The sequence below is a fragment of the Rhodospirillales bacterium genome (genome assembly GCA_028824295.1).
In the GTDB taxonomy this organism is placed as follows: domain Bacteria; phylum Pseudomonadota; class Alphaproteobacteria; order TMED109; family TMED109; genus VXPW01.
The window spans coordinates 73,126-88,047 of sequence record JAPPED010000018.1; the positions used below are offsets into that span (position 1 = coordinate 73,126).

The 14,922-nt window shown below is 64.0% G+C and carries 16 protein-coding genes; 11 read left to right on the forward strand and 5 right to left on the reverse strand.

Annotated elements, in window-relative coordinates; genetic code table 11:
- Window positions 1-111: 111 nt before the first annotated feature.
- The 4 genes from panB (at window position 112) to OXH60_08330 (ending at window position 2,510) form a co-directional block, all read left to right on the forward strand.
- The gene (panB, locus tag OXH60_08315) at window positions 112-960 is read left to right on the forward strand and encodes a 3-methyl-2-oxobutanoate hydroxymethyltransferase (protein ID MDE0712125.1); all 849 of its coding nucleotides are present in this window, start codon (window positions 112-114) and stop codon (window positions 958-960) included.
- Window positions 957-1,172, forward strand: a complete 216-nt coding sequence (locus OXH60_08320; GenBank protein ID MDE0712126.1) for a hypothetical protein — start codon at window positions 957-959, stop codon at window positions 1,170-1,172. Before panB ends, OXH60_08320 begins: the two co-directional genes overlap by 4 nt.
- Window positions 1,117-1,677: a class I SAM-dependent methyltransferase gene (locus tag OXH60_08325; protein ID MDE0712127.1), complete on the forward strand. Its 561-nt coding sequence runs from the start codon at window positions 1,117-1,119 to the stop codon at window positions 1,675-1,677. Before OXH60_08320 ends, OXH60_08325 begins: the two co-directional genes overlap by 56 nt.
- A gap of 401 nt (window positions 1,678-2,078) precedes the next feature.
- Window positions 2,079-2,510 (forward strand): Hsp20 family protein, encoded by a 432-nt coding sequence (locus tag OXH60_08330; GenBank protein MDE0712128.1) that lies wholly within the window; start codon window positions 2,079-2,081, stop codon window positions 2,508-2,510.
- A gap of 124 nt (window positions 2,511-2,634) precedes the next feature.
- Here the strand turns inward: OXH60_08330 and OXH60_08335 are convergent, their stop codons facing one another.
- Both OXH60_08335 and OXH60_08340 read right to left on the reverse strand, forming a co-directional pair.
- Window positions 2,635-2,922, reverse strand: a complete 288-nt coding sequence (locus tag OXH60_08335; protein ID MDE0712129.1) for a DUF1330 domain-containing protein — start codon at window positions 2,920-2,922, stop codon at window positions 2,635-2,637.
- A 326-nt stretch (window positions 2,923-3,248) separates the two neighbouring features.
- Window positions 3,249-3,977, reverse strand: a complete 729-nt coding sequence (locus OXH60_08340) for an MBL fold metallo-hydrolase (protein MDE0712130.1) — start codon at window positions 3,975-3,977, stop codon at window positions 3,249-3,251.
- A gap of 338 nt (window positions 3,978-4,315) precedes the next feature.
- Between OXH60_08340 and OXH60_08345 the strand changes: the two genes are divergently transcribed.
- The 3 genes from OXH60_08345 (at window position 4,316) to OXH60_08355 (ending at window position 7,037) form a co-directional block, all read left to right on the forward strand.
- On the forward strand, window positions 4,316-5,329 hold the full coding sequence (locus OXH60_08345; GenBank protein MDE0712131.1) for a Gfo/Idh/MocA family oxidoreductase: 1,014 nt from the start codon (window positions 4,316-4,318) through the stop codon (window positions 5,327-5,329).
- A 117-nt stretch (window positions 5,330-5,446) separates the two neighbouring features.
- Entirely contained in the window at window positions 5,447-6,085 is a 639-nt protein-coding gene (locus OXH60_08350) for a carbonic anhydrase (GenBank protein MDE0712132.1), read from the forward strand.
- Between the two features lie 79 nt (window positions 6,086-6,164).
- Window positions 6,165-7,037 carry a CoA ester lyase gene (locus OXH60_08355; protein ID MDE0712133.1) on the forward strand — a complete coding sequence of 291 codons (873 nt, stop codon included), beginning with the start codon at window positions 6,165-6,167 and terminating at the stop codon, window positions 7,035-7,037.
- Between the two features lie 39 nt (window positions 7,038-7,076).
- Here OXH60_08355 and OXH60_08360 read toward each other — a convergent pair whose 3' ends face one another.
- The gene (locus OXH60_08360) at window positions 7,077-7,526 is read right to left on the reverse strand and encodes a DUF2141 domain-containing protein (protein MDE0712134.1); all 450 of its coding nucleotides are present in this window, start codon (window positions 7,524-7,526) and stop codon (window positions 7,077-7,079) included.
- A gap of 108 nt (window positions 7,527-7,634) precedes the next feature.
- Between OXH60_08360 and OXH60_08365 the strand changes: the two genes are divergently transcribed.
- Both OXH60_08365 and OXH60_08370 read left to right on the forward strand, forming a co-directional pair.
- Entirely contained in the window at window positions 7,635-8,462 is an 828-nt protein-coding gene (locus tag OXH60_08365) for a LytTR family DNA-binding domain-containing protein (protein ID MDE0712135.1), read from the forward strand.
- A gap of 208 nt (window positions 8,463-8,670) precedes the next feature.
- The gene (locus OXH60_08370; protein ID MDE0712136.1) at window positions 8,671-9,558 is read left to right on the forward strand and encodes an ABC transporter substrate-binding protein; all 888 of its coding nucleotides are present in this window, start codon (window positions 8,671-8,673) and stop codon (window positions 9,556-9,558) included.
- Window positions 9,559-9,753: 195 nt separating this feature from the next.
- Here OXH60_08370 and OXH60_08375 read toward each other — a convergent pair whose 3' ends face one another.
- Window positions 9,754-10,239 carry a hypothetical protein gene (locus tag OXH60_08375; protein MDE0712137.1) on the reverse strand — a complete coding sequence of 162 codons (486 nt, stop codon included), beginning with the start codon at window positions 10,237-10,239 and terminating at the stop codon, window positions 9,754-9,756.
- Between the two features lie 372 nt (window positions 10,240-10,611).
- Between OXH60_08375 and OXH60_08380 the strand changes: the two genes are divergently transcribed.
- Window positions 10,612-11,445 (forward strand): 3-methyl-2-oxobutanoate hydroxymethyltransferase, encoded by an 834-nt coding sequence (locus OXH60_08380; protein ID MDE0712138.1) that lies wholly within the window; start codon window positions 10,612-10,614, stop codon window positions 11,443-11,445.
- A 251-nt stretch (window positions 11,446-11,696) separates the two neighbouring features.
- On the opposite strand, the gene ilvA is transcribed toward OXH60_08380, so the two are convergent.
- Window positions 11,697-13,214, reverse strand: a complete 1,518-nt coding sequence (gene ilvA, locus OXH60_08385; protein MDE0712139.1) for a threonine ammonia-lyase, biosynthetic — start codon at window positions 13,212-13,214, stop codon at window positions 11,697-11,699.
- Between the two features lie 666 nt (window positions 13,215-13,880).
- On the opposite strand from ilvA, the gene OXH60_08390 reads away from it, so the two are divergent.
- The gene (locus tag OXH60_08390) at window positions 13,881-14,870 is read left to right on the forward strand and encodes a quinone oxidoreductase (GenBank protein MDE0712140.1); all 990 of its coding nucleotides are present in this window, start codon (window positions 13,881-13,883) and stop codon (window positions 14,868-14,870) included.
- Window positions 14,871-14,922 lie beyond the last annotated feature (52 nt).

Sequence of the window (14,922 nt, forward strand, 5' to 3'; positions counted from 1 at the left end):
CCTGCTCCGGTAATCGGCACCGCCGCCCGACATGCCAAGTTAGCCGTTCCGTTCGCGGGTACAGGCGTTACCATCCCGCCTCCTCATCACGCCACCGAGGAAGTCCTCACCATGACCGATTCCCCGGCCCGTCGACCGACCACCACCGATATCCGCGCCGCCAAGGGCGGCCGCGAACCGCTCGCCTGCTTCACTTGCTACACCGCGCAGATGGCCCGCGCGATCGACGATCACGTGGACCTGATTCTCGTTGGCGACAGCCTCGGAATGACCATCTACGGTTTTGACACGACGTTGCCAGTGACGCTTGACATGATGGTCGCACACGGCCAGGCCGTGGTCAGGTCGACCCGTTCAACGTTCGTGGTCGTGGATCTGCCCTTCGGCAGCTACGAGGGAAGCGAGGAGCAGGCTTTCCGGAGTTCCTCTCGCATCCTCGCCGAGACAGGCGCGCAGGCCGTCAAGCTCGAAGGGGGCGTGGAAGTCGCGCCGATCGTCCGTTTCCTGGTGGACCGTGGAATCCCGGTGATGGCTCACGTCGGGCTGATGCCACAGCGGATCCAGGCCTTGGGTGGGTTCCGCGCCCAGGGGCGCACCCCGGAAAGCGCACTCGCGGTCATCCGTGACGCAGAAGCTGTCGCGGCGGCCGGTGCCTTCTCGGTTGTGGTCGAGGCGGTTCCCGTTGATACCGGAAAGCGGGTTACCGAAGCGGTTCCAATCCCGACGATCGGCATCGGCGCCGGGCCGCATTGCGACGGGCAGATCCTCGTGATTCACGACGCGCTCGGACTGTTCCCGGCATTCACCCCCCGATTCGTGAAGCGGTATGCGGAACTGGGGGCGGCAATCTCGGCTGCGGCCGCCCAATACGCGGCGGAGGTGCGTGGGCGAACGTTCCCCGGACCCGAGCACACGTTCAAGGCGGTGGGCGGCGGGAGATCAGTCCCCCAGGATCCGTGACGCCCACGGAGGAAGCCGCCACGCCACACCGCCGGCATCGCTGGCAGGCGGATCAGTACGGGCGCATTGAGCGGTTCGTTGCCGACCTGGCCGCCAACCTGATCGATGTGCTCGATCCGACGCCGGAACAGCGGGTGCTGGATGTCGGAGGCGGCGATGGAGCGTTCAGCAGCCGCATTCGGGCCCCGGGGCACCGAGGTTGTCAGGATTGATTCCGCTCCCGACATGGTCCGCGGCGCCCGATCCAGAGGTATCGAGGCCCATGTCTGCGCTGCCCAGAACTTCGCTGAGGACGGCACTTTCGATTTCGCCATCAGCAATGCCGTCTTCCACTGGATTCTAGCCCCGCGTCCGGCACTCGGCGCCGTGTACCGGGCCCTGCGTCCCGGTGGCAGGTTTGTCGGCGAGCTGGGTGGCGAGGGCAACGTCGCCTCTCTGATCCGGATTCTCACACCCGTGCTCGCTGCCCGGGGGATCGTGTTCGCGGAACGCCATCCCTGGAGTTTTCCCGACCCGGATTCGTGGACGACAGACCTTCAAGCGACCGGGTTTCGGGTTTCATCCGTGGAACGATTCGCACGACCGACTCCACTCCCGACGTCTCTTGGCGACTGGATCGACACGGTCGGCAACAGCTTGCTCGCCGGACTGGATGCATCGGCGCGGTCCGAAATCAAGGCGAATGCAGATGCCGCCGCAGCGCCGATACATCGCTGACACGACGGCACTTGGGTCGTCGACTACGTCCGGCTCCGCTTCGTTGCGATCAAGCCTTCGATGTCGCCCGGATAATGGTCTGGAATCTATCTAGATATCGTCCGTAAATAGTTGATGATTAGGAACTCTTCTTCCTCAAACGTAACGTCATTGTTTGGCCGATGGCATTCTGGCACCCGCACTCCCTAGTACGGCAAAGCCGAGCGAATTCCGTGGGTTCATCGCCCTCGCATCTCTACCCGGCTTCGGTTGTCGAGGCGCCCGCTGCCACGTGAAGCCGGGGCGGCCGCTGGGCCTCCTTGCAGTTCTGTTCGCGAATCACCACCTGTATTTCAGCCGAAGTGCTTCGGGCTTCGGTGGGATGGGGGCCGCCTCATGGCCCCATCGATAGGAGAACAAAGATGAACGCTTTTGACTTGGCACCCCTGCTTCGGACCGGCATCGGCTTCGAGCGGATCAACCGCGTACTTGGGAGCATGGCTGAAGACATGCGGGATGTTCCCACGTATCCCCCGTACAACATCGAGAAGACTGCGCGGGATCAGTACCGGGTCACCATGGCGGTGGCCGGGTTCGGCGAGCAGGACCTGGAGATCGGGGTGAAGGAACACACCCTCACGGTCCGGGGCAAAAAGGACGCCGAAACTGCTCAGCCCGAGTACCTCTACCGCGGCATCGCGACCCGAGAGTTCGAGCGTCGGTTCCGACTCGACGAGTATGTACGGGTGACCGGCGCCGACCTCAAGGACGGGTTGCTCCACGTCAACCTGGTTCGCGAGATCCCGGAAGAGAAAAAGCCGCAGCGGATTGCCATCACCAATTCCGGCAGCTGACGGCTTGAGCCGCCGGAGCGGGCCGGCGCGTGCCGGCCCGCGTCCGATGGAGCTGTGATCGAAACGGGGCGCCGGGAGCCCCGTTCTCGTTTATCGGGGCCCGCAATCTGCCAAGGCAGTGACCTCAGACGCCATCCACGACGAACAAATCGCCGATTGAAGCCGAATGGCGCAGTTCGCGGAGCGGAAGGTACTCGGGGGAGTTGTACCAACCGAGGGCAGCCGCGCGGTCCGCAAACTCCAGGCAAACGGTCCGGCGGTCCGGCATGGAGCCCTCCAGAACCTCGCTCGCGCCGCCACGCACCAGGTACCGGCCGCCGTGCCGCTGCACCGTGTCCGGCACCTTTGCAATGTATTCCTTGTACGCCTCAGGATCCGTGACTTCGATACGTCCGATGATGTAGGCAGCCATGAACTGTCCTTTCTGCCGGGCTTCCACCGGCTGGTTGGTAATTTGAACAGGTATGCAAGGCCTTAGCCGTGCAATCCGCCAGCCGGTGAGAAGCGGGCTCGTTATCTTTGCCGCCGGGCCCCGGGAAGGGAATCGCCAGACCAACGACCCGACCTGACCGTCGGCGTGAGCATATGCCTCAAGCGCCCCTTTCCTAGGGCAACCCAATCAATAGTCGGGTCCAACGAATTCTGCACGGTATCGGGCACTGGTGGGGCGTTCACCGGCTCCCAACCCTGCAGCCCGCTCCCTTGCCGCAACCGGGAAGTTGCGTCATCGCCACCAGGTCAGACTCGATGCCTGGCCAGAAAGGCGCGAAGCAGCGAGCGGCATCGATCGCCTCCGAAGCTCGGAAAATGACCACCGTGCACGACGCGAGCCGGCAGATCCTGCAGCCGCTCCACGCTCCGCACATAGTCGTCAAGACTCGCGTTCCAGGTGTCCGTCACGAGCGGCCCGTCATAGACAGTGTCGCCGGAGAACAGCGTCGCGGTCGCCGCCTCCCAGAGAGCAATGGACCCCGGCGAGTGTCCGGGCGTGTGGATGACCTCCAGATGGCGGTCACCGAGATCAAGGATGTCGCCATCCTCCACAATCTGGGTCGCCGGGGCCGGGAGGATCGCGTACTCGCCCTGGTCGAATCCGCCCGGAGGAAGGGCGCTGAACATCTCGACGGTGGCGTCGGGTTCGATCAGAACCGCTTCCCTGTCAGGTTCCGCCAGGTACTGCGCTTCACGCGCGTGCACGGCGCGCTTGCCGAACTCGTGGTGCGAGCCGATATGGTCAAAATGGCAGTGCGTGGCCACTGCGAGAATCCGACCGCTCCGCACCGACGCGACCTGCTCGCAAAGGCTCACCAGACCTGAGCCCGAGTCGATCAGAAGATCACGCTCCCGGCCGCACACCAGCCAGATGTTGCATCGGTAAAACGGCCGGATGTGCGGTTCCTGAATGTGGATGATCGCATCGCTGAGCGTTCGTACCGCATACCAGTTCTCAGCGGTTTCGGTTCGCATCGCGCCTACCCCATCCGTGGCTGCTCCTGCTCGCTCCCTGCGATCTGTCTCGAGCCCGTTACCATCCCCGAAAACCCTCAGGGTGGTCCCGAAGAAGCTCCGCCATCCAGCGTCCAACGGCCGCCCAAGATACGTCCAACCCACCCTACCAAGTGAAGTCGTGTCCGGGGATCGGGCTGATCGCGCGGTGCTGTGCCGGGTGACGACATCATCAGGGCAACACTCGCGGCTTAAAGCACCGGGAGACGATCCCAGACATGTCCCGTCTCGTGGTACGGTAGGGAAGCCTGCCGGATTCCGTGCCGGAAGCGGCGGGTGGCCCCTCCGGGAGCGACACGATGGCGACTCGACTTCGATTTGCTGCGATCGGACTGGATCATCGCCACATCTACCACCAGGTGGGCCGTCTGCTGGAGCTTGACTGCGAGTGTGTGGGCTACTGGACCGAGGGAGAGCCCCAGCCGCTGGCAGGATTTCTCCGGCGTTTCCCCGATCTGACCCGCTTCGAGAATGCGGACCGCCAGTACGAGGACCCGACCATCCACCTCGTCGTAACAGCTGCGATTCCCGACCTGCGTTCCGGCATCGCCGTCCGGGCGATGCGGCACGGCAAGGACGTGATGGTGGACAAGCCGGGCGTGGTATCGCTGGCCCAGCTGCGGGAGGTCGAACGGGTCCAGACCGAGACCGGACGCATCTGGTCGGTCAACTACTCGGAACGCTTCGAGGTCCGGGCGATGACCAGGGTCAACGAGCTGATCCAGGCCGGCGCGATCGGCGAGGTCGTGCACCTCACGGGATTCGGACCGCACCGGATCAACCGCCAACTGCGCCCACCCTGGTTCTTTGAACGCGCGCGCACCGGAGGCATCCTCTGTGACATTGCCTCGCACCAGATCGATCAGTTTCTCCATCTGACCGGTGCGCCTGACGCGGACGTGGTTGCGGCGGCGGTCGCAAATCGCACGAATCCCGATTACCCCGGGTTCGAGGACTACGGGGAAGTACTGTTGAGGGCGGAACGCTCGACCGGCTTTTCGCGGGTGGACTGGTATACGCCGGACGGCCTCCCGACCTGGGGCGACGGCCGTCTCACGGTGGTCGGAACCGGGGGCTACATGGACTTGCGGAAGTACGTGGACATCGCGGGCGCGCCCGGGGCTGATCACCTGTTCCTGGTGGACAACGACGGGATGCGGCGGGTCGAGTGCAGCGACGCCCCTCTGCCCTACTACGAGGCCCTTGTTCGCGACGTCCATGAGCGGACTGCCACCGCAATGTCCCAGCGGCACTGCTTCAAGGTCATGGAACTCGCGCTGCGCGCCCAAGCAGTCGCCCAGCGGATGCAGTGACGGCGATGTGTTGCGGCCTGCAGTGCTGCATGCGACAGGTCAGCCTATGCTCGCCCAGCCTGCTGAGCCGCAACGGATCACGCACGCCTGCGCAATGAACACCGACGCCCGATAACGATGACTGAATTTCCGACTTCACTTCTCGATGGCTTCGATCGATTCAAGGCGGAACGGTTTGCCAAGGACCAGTCCCTCTACCGATCGCTGGCCCAGCACGGACAGACGCCAGCCGTCATGGTCATTGCCTGCTGTGACTCCCGTACCGCACCGGAGACGATCTTCCAAACCGAGCCAGGCGAGTTGTTCGTTGTCCGAAACGTCGCCAACCTGGTGCCGCCCTACGAATCCGACGGTGCCTACCACGGCACCTCGGCGGCGCTCGAATTCGCCGTCCAGAGCCTGCACGTCAGGCACATCGTAGTCCTCGGCCACGGAGGCTGTGGCGGGATCCGCGCAGCGTTGCAACCGTCGGGGGCGCCGCTTTCGCCGGATGATTTCATCGGCAAATGGATGAGCCAGCTCCGGCCGATCGTGGGCAGGCTGCGGAGCCCCGACCGGTCGAGTGAAGAGGAACTGCAGACCGTTCTCGAGCGCGCTTCGGTCCGCAACTCGATCACGAATCTTCGATCGTTTCCGTACATCGCGAACCTGGAAGACCGACGCGAACTCAGCCTGCATGGCGCCTGGTTCGACATCGCTGAAGGGGAGCTCTGGACGATGAACCCGTCTACCGGCGAGTTCGCCGTGGCAAAGTAGTACCCATCGCGTCCGCTCTCGGCTAGCCGCGTTGCTTGAGCGGCCTGCTGGTCGGACTACTCCACCAGAAGGCTTCTAGATGTCTGCACGCAACGTTCGCCCCCGCCGGTCGTTCATCTTTACGCCGGGCTTGCGGCCGGAAATGTTCCCGAAGGCCCTGGCCAGCGGGGCCGACATGGTTTGCGTCGAACTCGAGGACGGGATCGCGCCTAGGGACAAACCGGCCGCGCGGACGTCAGCGATGAAGCTCTTCGAGAGCCCGCAGGTGGAGGACGGGATCGAGCGCATCGTGCGTATCAATTCGCTCCGCGAGCAATTCGGCATTGCCGACGTGCAGGCGGTCCTGGGCACTGACACACCCCCGCCCGCCCTGATGATGCCCAAGGTTCAGACACTGGACGAAGTCGTGCTGCTCGACGACCTGTTGACCGAGCGAGGCCATGACACCCGACTGCATGTGATCATCGAGACCAACGCGGGGCTGGAGGCCGCCTTTGACATCGCGAACTGCAGCGCGCGGATTGACGCGATGTTCTTCGGCGGTGTCGACATGGCCGCGGAACTCGGCTGCCGCAATGAATGGGAGCCGCTGCTCTACGCCCGCTCGCGCGTGGTGCATGCCGCCGCCAGCGCCGGGTTGGACGCGATCGACGTCCCGTACCTGGATCTGGAAGATCCGGACGGCATGGAGCATGCGGCCATCCAGGCACGGGACCTGGGGTTCTCCGGCAAGGGAGCGGTGCACCCCAAGCAGATCGCGGCGCTCAACGAGGTCTTCACGCCGTCGGCAGACCAAATCGCTCGGGCCCGTCGCATCATCGCCGAGTTTCGGGCGGCGGACACCGGACTGGTGGTGATCGACGGCAAGCTCATCGAGAAACCGGTTCTCCGCGAGATGCATCGAATTATCGCCATTGCCGACCGAATCAACGCTGAGCAACGGCGGGGTTGACGATACAACGCGCGGTGGAATCGCCAAGCCGCTCCCGCTTCAATATGCGATCAAGATCACGACCTTTGCCGATGCATCGCCGATAGTCACTGCGGCCTCTTCGAAACTCGGGGGACCGAACTGCGAAGGGGGATTGTTGGCGAACCCGTACCCTTCCGTGGGAATTCCGGCGGCACCCAAGTCGATCTCTCCATTGCCGTTCTCGTCGTGAAATACACTCACGGCGTATCGCCCGGGCGGCAGGTCGCGGAATGCGAACCGCATGGCCCCTTCATGGGTCTGCTGGTGTGTGCCTGCGAATAGTTCTTCCGCATACGGAAACTCGTCAGCCGCCTGCAGCGTTTGGACGGCCACGAACAGGTGGCCGGTATCGGACCGGACACCCTGGACTTCGACGGCGAGATCGGCGGCGGCGGCAGGCAAAGCGACGAGACCTGCCAGGGTCACGAGACCCGCGGTTGCCGTGACTGCGATGAGTGAACCGGGCATGGCGTGTCCTCCGAAAAAGTGTGATGATCGATGTGACGGCATTCGCGTCTGACGCGTGCCGCGTCGAAAATCGTCCGGAGCACCGTCGGCTCTGACAAGCGAAAATTCGTGAAACGAACTACTTTTTCGCGAATGCAACACGCAGCGCTATTCGCGTTTCGCGAAGTGCACGCGCGGCGTCCCTTCGAGTACCAAGCTCTCGGACTCGCCGCTGCAATCGCGGTCCTCACCTACCTCGGACCATTCGATACCTGGGGACGCCTCGCGTTACCGGAGCGGACCGTGTTCTGGTCCGTCGCGATGGCCGTGAACTGGATTTTCGGACTGGCTGTCGGCTTCGGCGCGGTGCTGGCATTCGAGCGACGGGGAACGCTCACGTGGGCAACAGTGGTTGCGGGGGGCAGCGCGGTAGCGGCGATACCGGGAACCGCCGTGATATGGCTGCTGGTGGCGAATTTCTTGGACTTCCGGACTACCGGCCTAGCCGGACTCACGTCCCTGTACTCCCAGGTCATCGGGATCCACCTCGTCGTGACCTTCGTTGTCACGTGGCCACTCGCCCGGCCGCGCCGAGAAGAACCGCACAAGGACGTGTCGCTTCGGCCACCGGATGCTGGAATACCGGGCAACGCCTTCCTGAAGCGCATCCCCGCACGGCTCGGGCAGAACCTGCTGCACCTTCACATGCAGGATCACTACCTGGAGGTCCATACCGACCAGGGCAGCGACCTCCTCCTCATGCGGTTCCGGGACGCGCTGCGCGAAGTCGAGGACCTGGACGGGGCGCAGGTGCATCGCTCTCACTGGGTCGCGCGCGCAGCCCTCGAGCGGATCGGACGCCGAAACGGGCGGATCGTGCTCCACCTTGTGGACGGAACCGAGGTCCCGGTAAGCCGCACCTTCACTGCTGACCTGCGGGACAGGAACTGGTTTTAGCCCTCGCCTTTTGGCCACCTCCGATTGAATGCTGAAATTCGAGCCAGCCTGCTCCGCAGGCGAGTCATCTCGAGGAGACCATTCCGCCAACGTCAATGGCCTAGGGCATGGGGCGCGAGCGGTATGATCCCGGGGCATGGCGCCGTTCCGGCAGCCTGGCGCCCCTCCCCGTCGACGTAGACCAAGCCACTCCCCGGAAGTCATCTGCATGTCCCGTATCAACATCCAGTTCACGTTGTTCTCAGCCTTCTATTCGCCGCTCATCGCGACGATGGCCGGCGGTTTCCTTCGCGAAGAGGGGCTCGACCCGGAATGGTCGGTCTCTCCGCCCGGGGTGAGCGCGATCGCCGCATTGGAGGACGGCTCCGCCCACGTGGTCCAGTCCGCGCTGAGCCAGGGCTTCGGTCCGCTCGAGCGGGGCGAGACGCCAACCGTCACCCACTTCGCCCAGGTGAACGAGATGGACGGGTTCTTCCTCACCGCACGCGAACCGGACCCCGATTTCTCGTGGCGGCAACTCGAGGGAGTGGACGCGGTCCTGTTCGGGGGTGGCCAGCCGCTCGCGATGTTCAAGTACGCATGCCATCGGGCGGGCGTCGACTATTCCCGCATCAACGCGATCCACCCTGGCGGCGCCGATGCCGTCGACGCCGCTTTCCGGAAGGGCCAGGGCACCTACGTGCAACAGCAGGGCCCCTTCCCCCAACAGCTCGAGGCAGATGGCGTCGGGCACGTGGTAGCCCAGGTCGGGCCCATCATCGGAACGTGCGGCTTTTCCAGCCTCGCGGCCCTTCCCGCGTGGCTCGAAACGGACATGGCAGCGGCGTTTCTCCGTGCCTACCGCAAGACGCGTGCCTACATTCACTCTGCGCCCGCCGAGGAGATTGCAGCGGCGGAGAAACCCTACTTCCCTGCAATCGACGAAGCGGTGCTGGCGCGGTGCATCCGCACCTATCAGGCCCTCGGCTGCTGGACGCCACACATCGAGATCACGCGCGCGGCGTACAAAGCCACGCTCGACATCTTCGCCTACAACGGATTGATCACCACGCGCCACCCCTACGAAGCCATCTGCACGCTTCCGCCTGTGGAATAGACTGGTGCGGGCCTCCGGGTATCCCGCCCGAGACCGCGGATTCTGGGTCGGGACGCGGTCGCATCGCGGCGACAAGTGCTCCACGGATATGCATTCGCATCGTTCGCGCCAGTCGGGCCGGCCGCGTCCCGGCAGGCATAGGCTGGACGTGATCGGCCGAGGGGCGCCGTGTTGGGAAATTTCTGATTGGAGCGGTTACGGCCCTGACGCAGTTCTGGCGGAATCCGCGAACAGGACCACGACGCCGCCTGCGACGAGGACGGCACCAAGGAGCCTCGCCCAGGTAAAGGGTTCGCGGAGTACCAGCCAGGACAGAATTACGGTCAAAACGATCGCACCGCTCACGATGACCGGTATCGCGACGTTGGCCTCCATTGGCTCGCCGCCACCGAACCCCCGAAAGAGGTAGAAGTAGCCGATCTCCGCGGCACCGATGCAGAGCCCTGCTGCCACCGCCCAAAGAACGGCAGTCCGTGAGACGCCGAGAACATGGCCCCCATGCACCACTAGCCCCGTGGCGAATGCCAGCGACACCGCGAGCGCCGCCGCCTGGAGGGAAATGGTGGCAAGAATCGGTGTGGTCGCGGTGTCGGGGACGTACCCGCTCGAGACCTTGACGAGAAGATTGTACCCCGCGTAGAGCGCTGTGACGCCCGCCAGAACTACCAAGGACAAGTACATCGTGATCAGTCCTCTCGTGCGGTGAGGGATGCCACTGCGTAGGGCAGGCCGTACCGATTCATTGTATTGCGAAAGAGAACAACGCATTCCGTAGATTTTTCCTTCTGACGATCTGTGCGTTCCCTGATCGAGTTCCGGGCGTTGTAGCTCCGACTACTGGTGGCGTGCGTGCCGGCGTATCGGCCAATGGCGATACCGAGGAACTCGCGCCGGACGATCTGCCCTTCAGCATGCTGCGGGTGAACGGGATGCGGCAAGTTGGTACTGTCCGCGTCACAGAAATCGCAAAGGACCGGAGCCATGGCGAGTCACGCGACCGGAGATGGAGGCATTCCGCCAAGAGATGCAGCAGAACGGGGTCTGAAACGGGTAATGACGCTGGGCGGTGCGTACGGGACCCGCAACTACACCGTCAGGGATCTCCGCGACCAGAAGGGAAAGTGTGTGCTCGTCGAGACGCTGCCTTTCTCCCCGGAGGAAGCGGCGGCCGCCGAGGAGGCGGGCGTCGACACCATGAAGGTGCGTTTTGACCCGGGGCAACCCGATCTCGCGGCAGCGATCCGGCAGGCGGCGCCCAACACGTTCATGGCGTTCTCCGTTCCCCTGGTCGCCGCAGCCAGCGAGACGGAGGCAGTGCGCCTCGGCTACCAAGCGATGGCGATCGGGGCCGACGCGATCATGTGCCAATGGAGTCCCAGTTTCGTAGCGGCAGCGGCCGACGCCGGCATTCCGATCCAGGGGCACGCGGGTCTCGTTCCGCGGAAAAGCACCTGGACCGGAGGCCTCCGAGCGGTCGGCAAGACCCTCGACGAGGCGATGTGGGTTTACCAGGAAATCAAGGCCCTTGAGAACGCCGGCGCCTACGCAGTCGAGGTCGAGGTGATTCCCGCCGAACTCCTGGTCGAGATCAGCAAGCGCACCAAGCTCCTCACCTCGTCGATCGGCGCGGGCAGCGGCGGCGACATCCAGTTCCTGTTCGCCGAAGACATCCTTGGCAACAATCCCCCGCCCTATCCCCGGCACTCGAAGCAGTATCGTCACCTCTACAAGATGAAGGAGGAAATGCAGGTGGAGCGGGTGGCCGGCTTCCAAGAGTTCGTTGCGGACGTCCGCGAGGGCCGCTTCCCCGGCCCTGAGCACATCATCACCGCATCGGACAACTTGATCGGCGCCTTCGTGGAGGCCGTGGAGGACGGCAGGGGCTAGCTTCGCTGGCCCCTGTCGCATGACGCGAAGGGGTGCGCCCTAGCTTGCTTCAGAAAGGCAGGCCGGGCCCACCCGCATCGGCCCAGACCAGGAAGTTCACTGACGCGAGATCCTGAACAGACCGCCGGTCGCCTTGCGGGGCTCGAAGCCGAAATTCGTGACGTCTGTTCTGTCGCTAAGTGGACCTCGCCGACTCAGGGTCGGGAGGGCGTCAGCCGAGACTGACCGGTCAAGTCGTCCACCTGTCCCACTCACCGCAGAAACATCCGGTACGCTGGATTCTCTGTCTCCTCCCGGTACTCGTATCCCACCTCTTTCAGAAACGACTGGAAATCGGCGCGTTCGGCAGACGGCACCTGGAGGCCGATCAGAACCCGTCCGAAGGCCGCACCGTGGTTGCGGTAGTGGAACATGGTGATGTTCCACGGCTTGGCGCCCATCCGGCTCAGGAAGAGCAACAGCGCGCCCGGACGCTCCGGGAAGTTGAAGCGGTACAGCACTTCGTCGAGCTCCCCGGGTCCGTGCCCGCCCACCATGTAGCGCACGTGGACCTTGGCCATCTCGTTGTCGGTCAGATCGAGAACCGGGTAGCCGTTGCCCTCCAAGCCATCGACGAGAGCCCGCTTGTCGGCGGCCGAATCGCTGACCTCCAGGCCCACGAAGATGTGTGCGTTCGTTCCGCCGACGTACCGGTAATTGAACTCGGTGATCGAACGGTCGCCGATCTGCTCGCAGAACCTGAGCAGGCTTCCCGGATGCTCCGGGATGGTCACCGCCAGCAGCCGTTCGCGGTTCTCGCCAAGCTCGGCTCGCTGGGCAATGTGGCGCAGGCGGTCGAAGTTCACGTTCGCGCCGCTCACGATCGCCGCGAAACGGCCGCCGTTCACGCCCTCACGTTCGACGTACCGTTTCAGTCCAGCCACGGCGAGCGCGCCGGCCGGTTCGGCAATCGCGCGGGTGTCCTCGAAGATGTCCCTGATTGCTGCGCAAATCTCATCGGTGGAGACCAGCACGACCTCGTCGACGCATTCGCGCGCAACCCGGAAGGGCTCCTCTCCCACCTGCTTCACCGCCACGCCGTCGGCAAAGATGCCGACACGCTCCAGGACCACCCGCTCGCCGGCCGCGAGGGCCGCATGCAGCGTGGGAGAATCATGCGGCTCAACGCCGATGACACGCGTCTCCGGCCATAGCGACTTGATGTAGGCGGAGATGCCGGCGATCAGTCCGCCGCCTCCCACCTCGACGAAGATCGCGTCGAATGGATCGCCCTGTTGGCGGACGATCTCCATTCCCACCGTGCCCTGACCGGCAATGATGTGCTCGTCGTCGAACGGGGATACGAGGATCATCCCGCGCTCAGTCGCCAGGACTTCCGCCCGTTCCCTGGCGTTGTCATACGATTCGCCGGCGAGCAGTACTTCGGCGCCGAGCCTCTCCACCGCTTCCACCTTGATGCGCGGAGCGGTCTTCGGCATGACGATGAGCGCGCGAATGCCGAGCTTGCGCGCAGCCAGTGCGACGCCCTGCGCATGATTCCCGGCTGACGCAGCGATGACCCCTTGCGCCCGTTCATCCGCAGTCAGGGACGCGAGTTTGTTGTGGGCACCCCGGACCTTGAAGGAGAAGACCGGTTGGAGATCCTCGCGCTTGAGCCACACCTCGCTCCTGAGCTTGGACGACAGCTTGGGGGCCAACTCGAGCGGCGTCTCACGGGCCGCGTCGTAGACACGTGCCCTCAGGATCTTGGTGACGTAGTCATGCGTCATGGAGGGCCTCTAGGCGACGAATGATCAGGGGTGCTGGCTCGTTGGCGGGGAAACGTGGCCTTGGGCAGGGACGATGAAACGTGGTGCCAAGACTTGACGAAATAGGGCGAATGGGTTCATGCGGTACCGTGGCCCAAACAAGAATCCGTGTCTCCGTCAGGCGAGTAGGCGTCGTGACCCGAGCCGGCCTTCCATCAGTTCCCACTGTGCTGTCGCGCCGAGTGGGCTACGTGGTGACCTGCACTTCCGTGCGTGTCAGATTCCCAATCGGTTGCGATCACATTCCCAATAGTCACTCACCTTCACCAAGCCAAATCGTGTGTAACCGGCCCGGCCAGCCGCAGTCGTTGATGCCAATCACTACGCCGAGAGAATCCGCTCTCCCCAAGGTCAGAACGGCGTTAGCTTCTCCTCATAAAGTACGGACACCTAAGTATATCTGTGAACAACACGACTGGCCTCACTGCACTCGGGACGACGGGGAATGCTTGAGCCGATCGCCTGATTGCTCCGTCGCCCACGAACAGTGGACACGTCTGGTCTGACACGGCTACACCGTCGCACCATGGTGCACATTGGCAAGATGTTCGTTCTGAACCGCCATCAGCCCTATTCCCCGGCAAAGGTCAAGCGGACCCTGCGGAGCCGGTTAAGCGCGGAGATGAAATGTCCAAAGCACAAGTAATCCACAAACTTGGGCCTCCCACCGTAATGCGGTGGGAGGACTGGCCGGTGCCCGGTCCCGGCGCTGGCGAGGTACAGCTACGGCATACGGCGATCGGCCTGAACTTCGCAGACACTTATCATCGCGCCGGCATTTCGCATCCCTGGCCGGTGCCGCCCTGCCCGATGGTGATCGGGTTCGAAGAGGTTGGAATCGTCGAAAGCGTGGGCCCAGGTGTCACGGAGTTCCGTAACGGCGATCGCGCGGCCTATTGCATCCCGCCGCTGGGCAGTTACTCGGAGATCCGCAACTATCCGGCCGACCAGCTCCTGCACTTACCCGACGGGATCGGTGACCGCGAAGTGGCAGCGCTGCTGCTGAAGGGGATTACCGCGCAGTATCTCCTGCATCGGACATATGCCGTGCAACCGGGCGACACCATCCTGGTCCATGCGGCAGCGGGTGGAATGGGGCTGATCCTTTGCCAGTGGGCCAAGGCGCTCGGTGCGACCATCGTGGGCACCGTCAGCACCGGGGAGAAAGCCGAAGTCGCCCGCGCGGCCGGCTGCGATCACCCGGTTGTTCGGTCGCAGCAGCGCTTCGTCGACGTAGTCCGTGAGGTCACGGACGGCGAGGGCTGCGCCGTGGTCTACGAGGCCATCGGCAAGGACACCTTGCAGCAGTCGCTCGACAGCTTACGGCCCATGGGCGTATGCGCTGCCTATGGCCATGTCTCCGGCCCGCCCGATCCGGTGGACATCATCCAGGACCTCGGCCGCCGGGGCTCGCTCTTCATCACCAGACCAGCGATCATGCACTACGTCGCCAAGCGCGCGGACCTGGAGCGGGCCGCGCGTGAACTGTTCAAGGCGATTGCCGACGGGGTTTTGGATGCGAACGTCAACTACGAGTACCCGCTCAAGGATGCGGTCAAGGCGCATGAAGCCATCGAGTCCGGCACGACCCGGGGCGCTACGGTGCTGATCCCATGAACCTGGCTGGCATCAAGGCGCTGACGTTCGATACCGGTGGCACCCTGCTCGA

What these genes read in the sequence shown, in the direction of transcription:
- panB (MDE0712125.1), top strand. Translation starts at nt 112, where the DNA reads ATGACCGATTCCCCGGCCCGTCGACCGACCACCACCGATATCCGCGCC.
- OXH60_08325 (MDE0712127.1), top strand. Translation starts at nt 1,117, where the DNA reads ATGGAGCGTTCAGCAGCCGCATTCGGGCCCCGGGGCACCGAGGTTGTC.
- OXH60_08330 (MDE0712128.1), top strand. Translation starts at nt 2,079, where the DNA reads ATGAACGCTTTTGACTTGGCACCCCTGCTTCGGACCGGCATCGGCTTC.
- OXH60_08335 (MDE0712129.1), bottom strand. Translation starts at nt 2,922, where the DNA reads ATGGCTGCCTACATCATCGGACGTATCGAAGTCACGGATCCTGAGGCG.
- OXH60_08340 (MDE0712130.1), bottom strand. Translation starts at nt 3,977, where the DNA reads ATGCGAACCGAAACCGCTGAGAACTGGTATGCGGTACGAACGCTCAGC.
- OXH60_08345 (MDE0712131.1), top strand. Translation starts at nt 4,316, where the DNA reads ATGGCGACTCGACTTCGATTTGCTGCGATCGGACTGGATCATCGCCAC.
- OXH60_08350 (MDE0712132.1), top strand. Translation starts at nt 5,447, where the DNA reads ATGACTGAATTTCCGACTTCACTTCTCGATGGCTTCGATCGATTCAAG.
- OXH60_08355 (MDE0712133.1), top strand. Translation starts at nt 6,165, where the DNA reads ATGTCTGCACGCAACGTTCGCCCCCGCCGGTCGTTCATCTTTACGCCG.
- OXH60_08360 (MDE0712134.1), bottom strand. Translation starts at nt 7,526, where the DNA reads ATGCCCGGTTCACTCATCGCAGTCACGGCAACCGCGGGTCTCGTGACC.
- OXH60_08370 (MDE0712136.1), top strand. Translation starts at nt 8,671, where the DNA reads ATGTCCCGTATCAACATCCAGTTCACGTTGTTCTCAGCCTTCTATTCG.
- OXH60_08375 (MDE0712137.1), bottom strand. Translation starts at nt 10,239, where the DNA reads ATGTACTTGTCCTTGGTAGTTCTGGCGGGCGTCACAGCGCTCTACGCG.
- OXH60_08380 (MDE0712138.1), top strand. Translation starts at nt 10,612, where the DNA reads ATGACGCTGGGCGGTGCGTACGGGACCCGCAACTACACCGTCAGGGAT.
- ilvA (MDE0712139.1), bottom strand. Translation starts at nt 13,214, where the DNA reads ATGACGCATGACTACGTCACCAAGATCCTGAGGGCACGTGTCTACGAC.
- OXH60_08390 (MDE0712140.1), top strand. Translation starts at nt 13,881, where the DNA reads ATGTCCAAAGCACAAGTAATCCACAAACTTGGGCCTCCCACCGTAATG.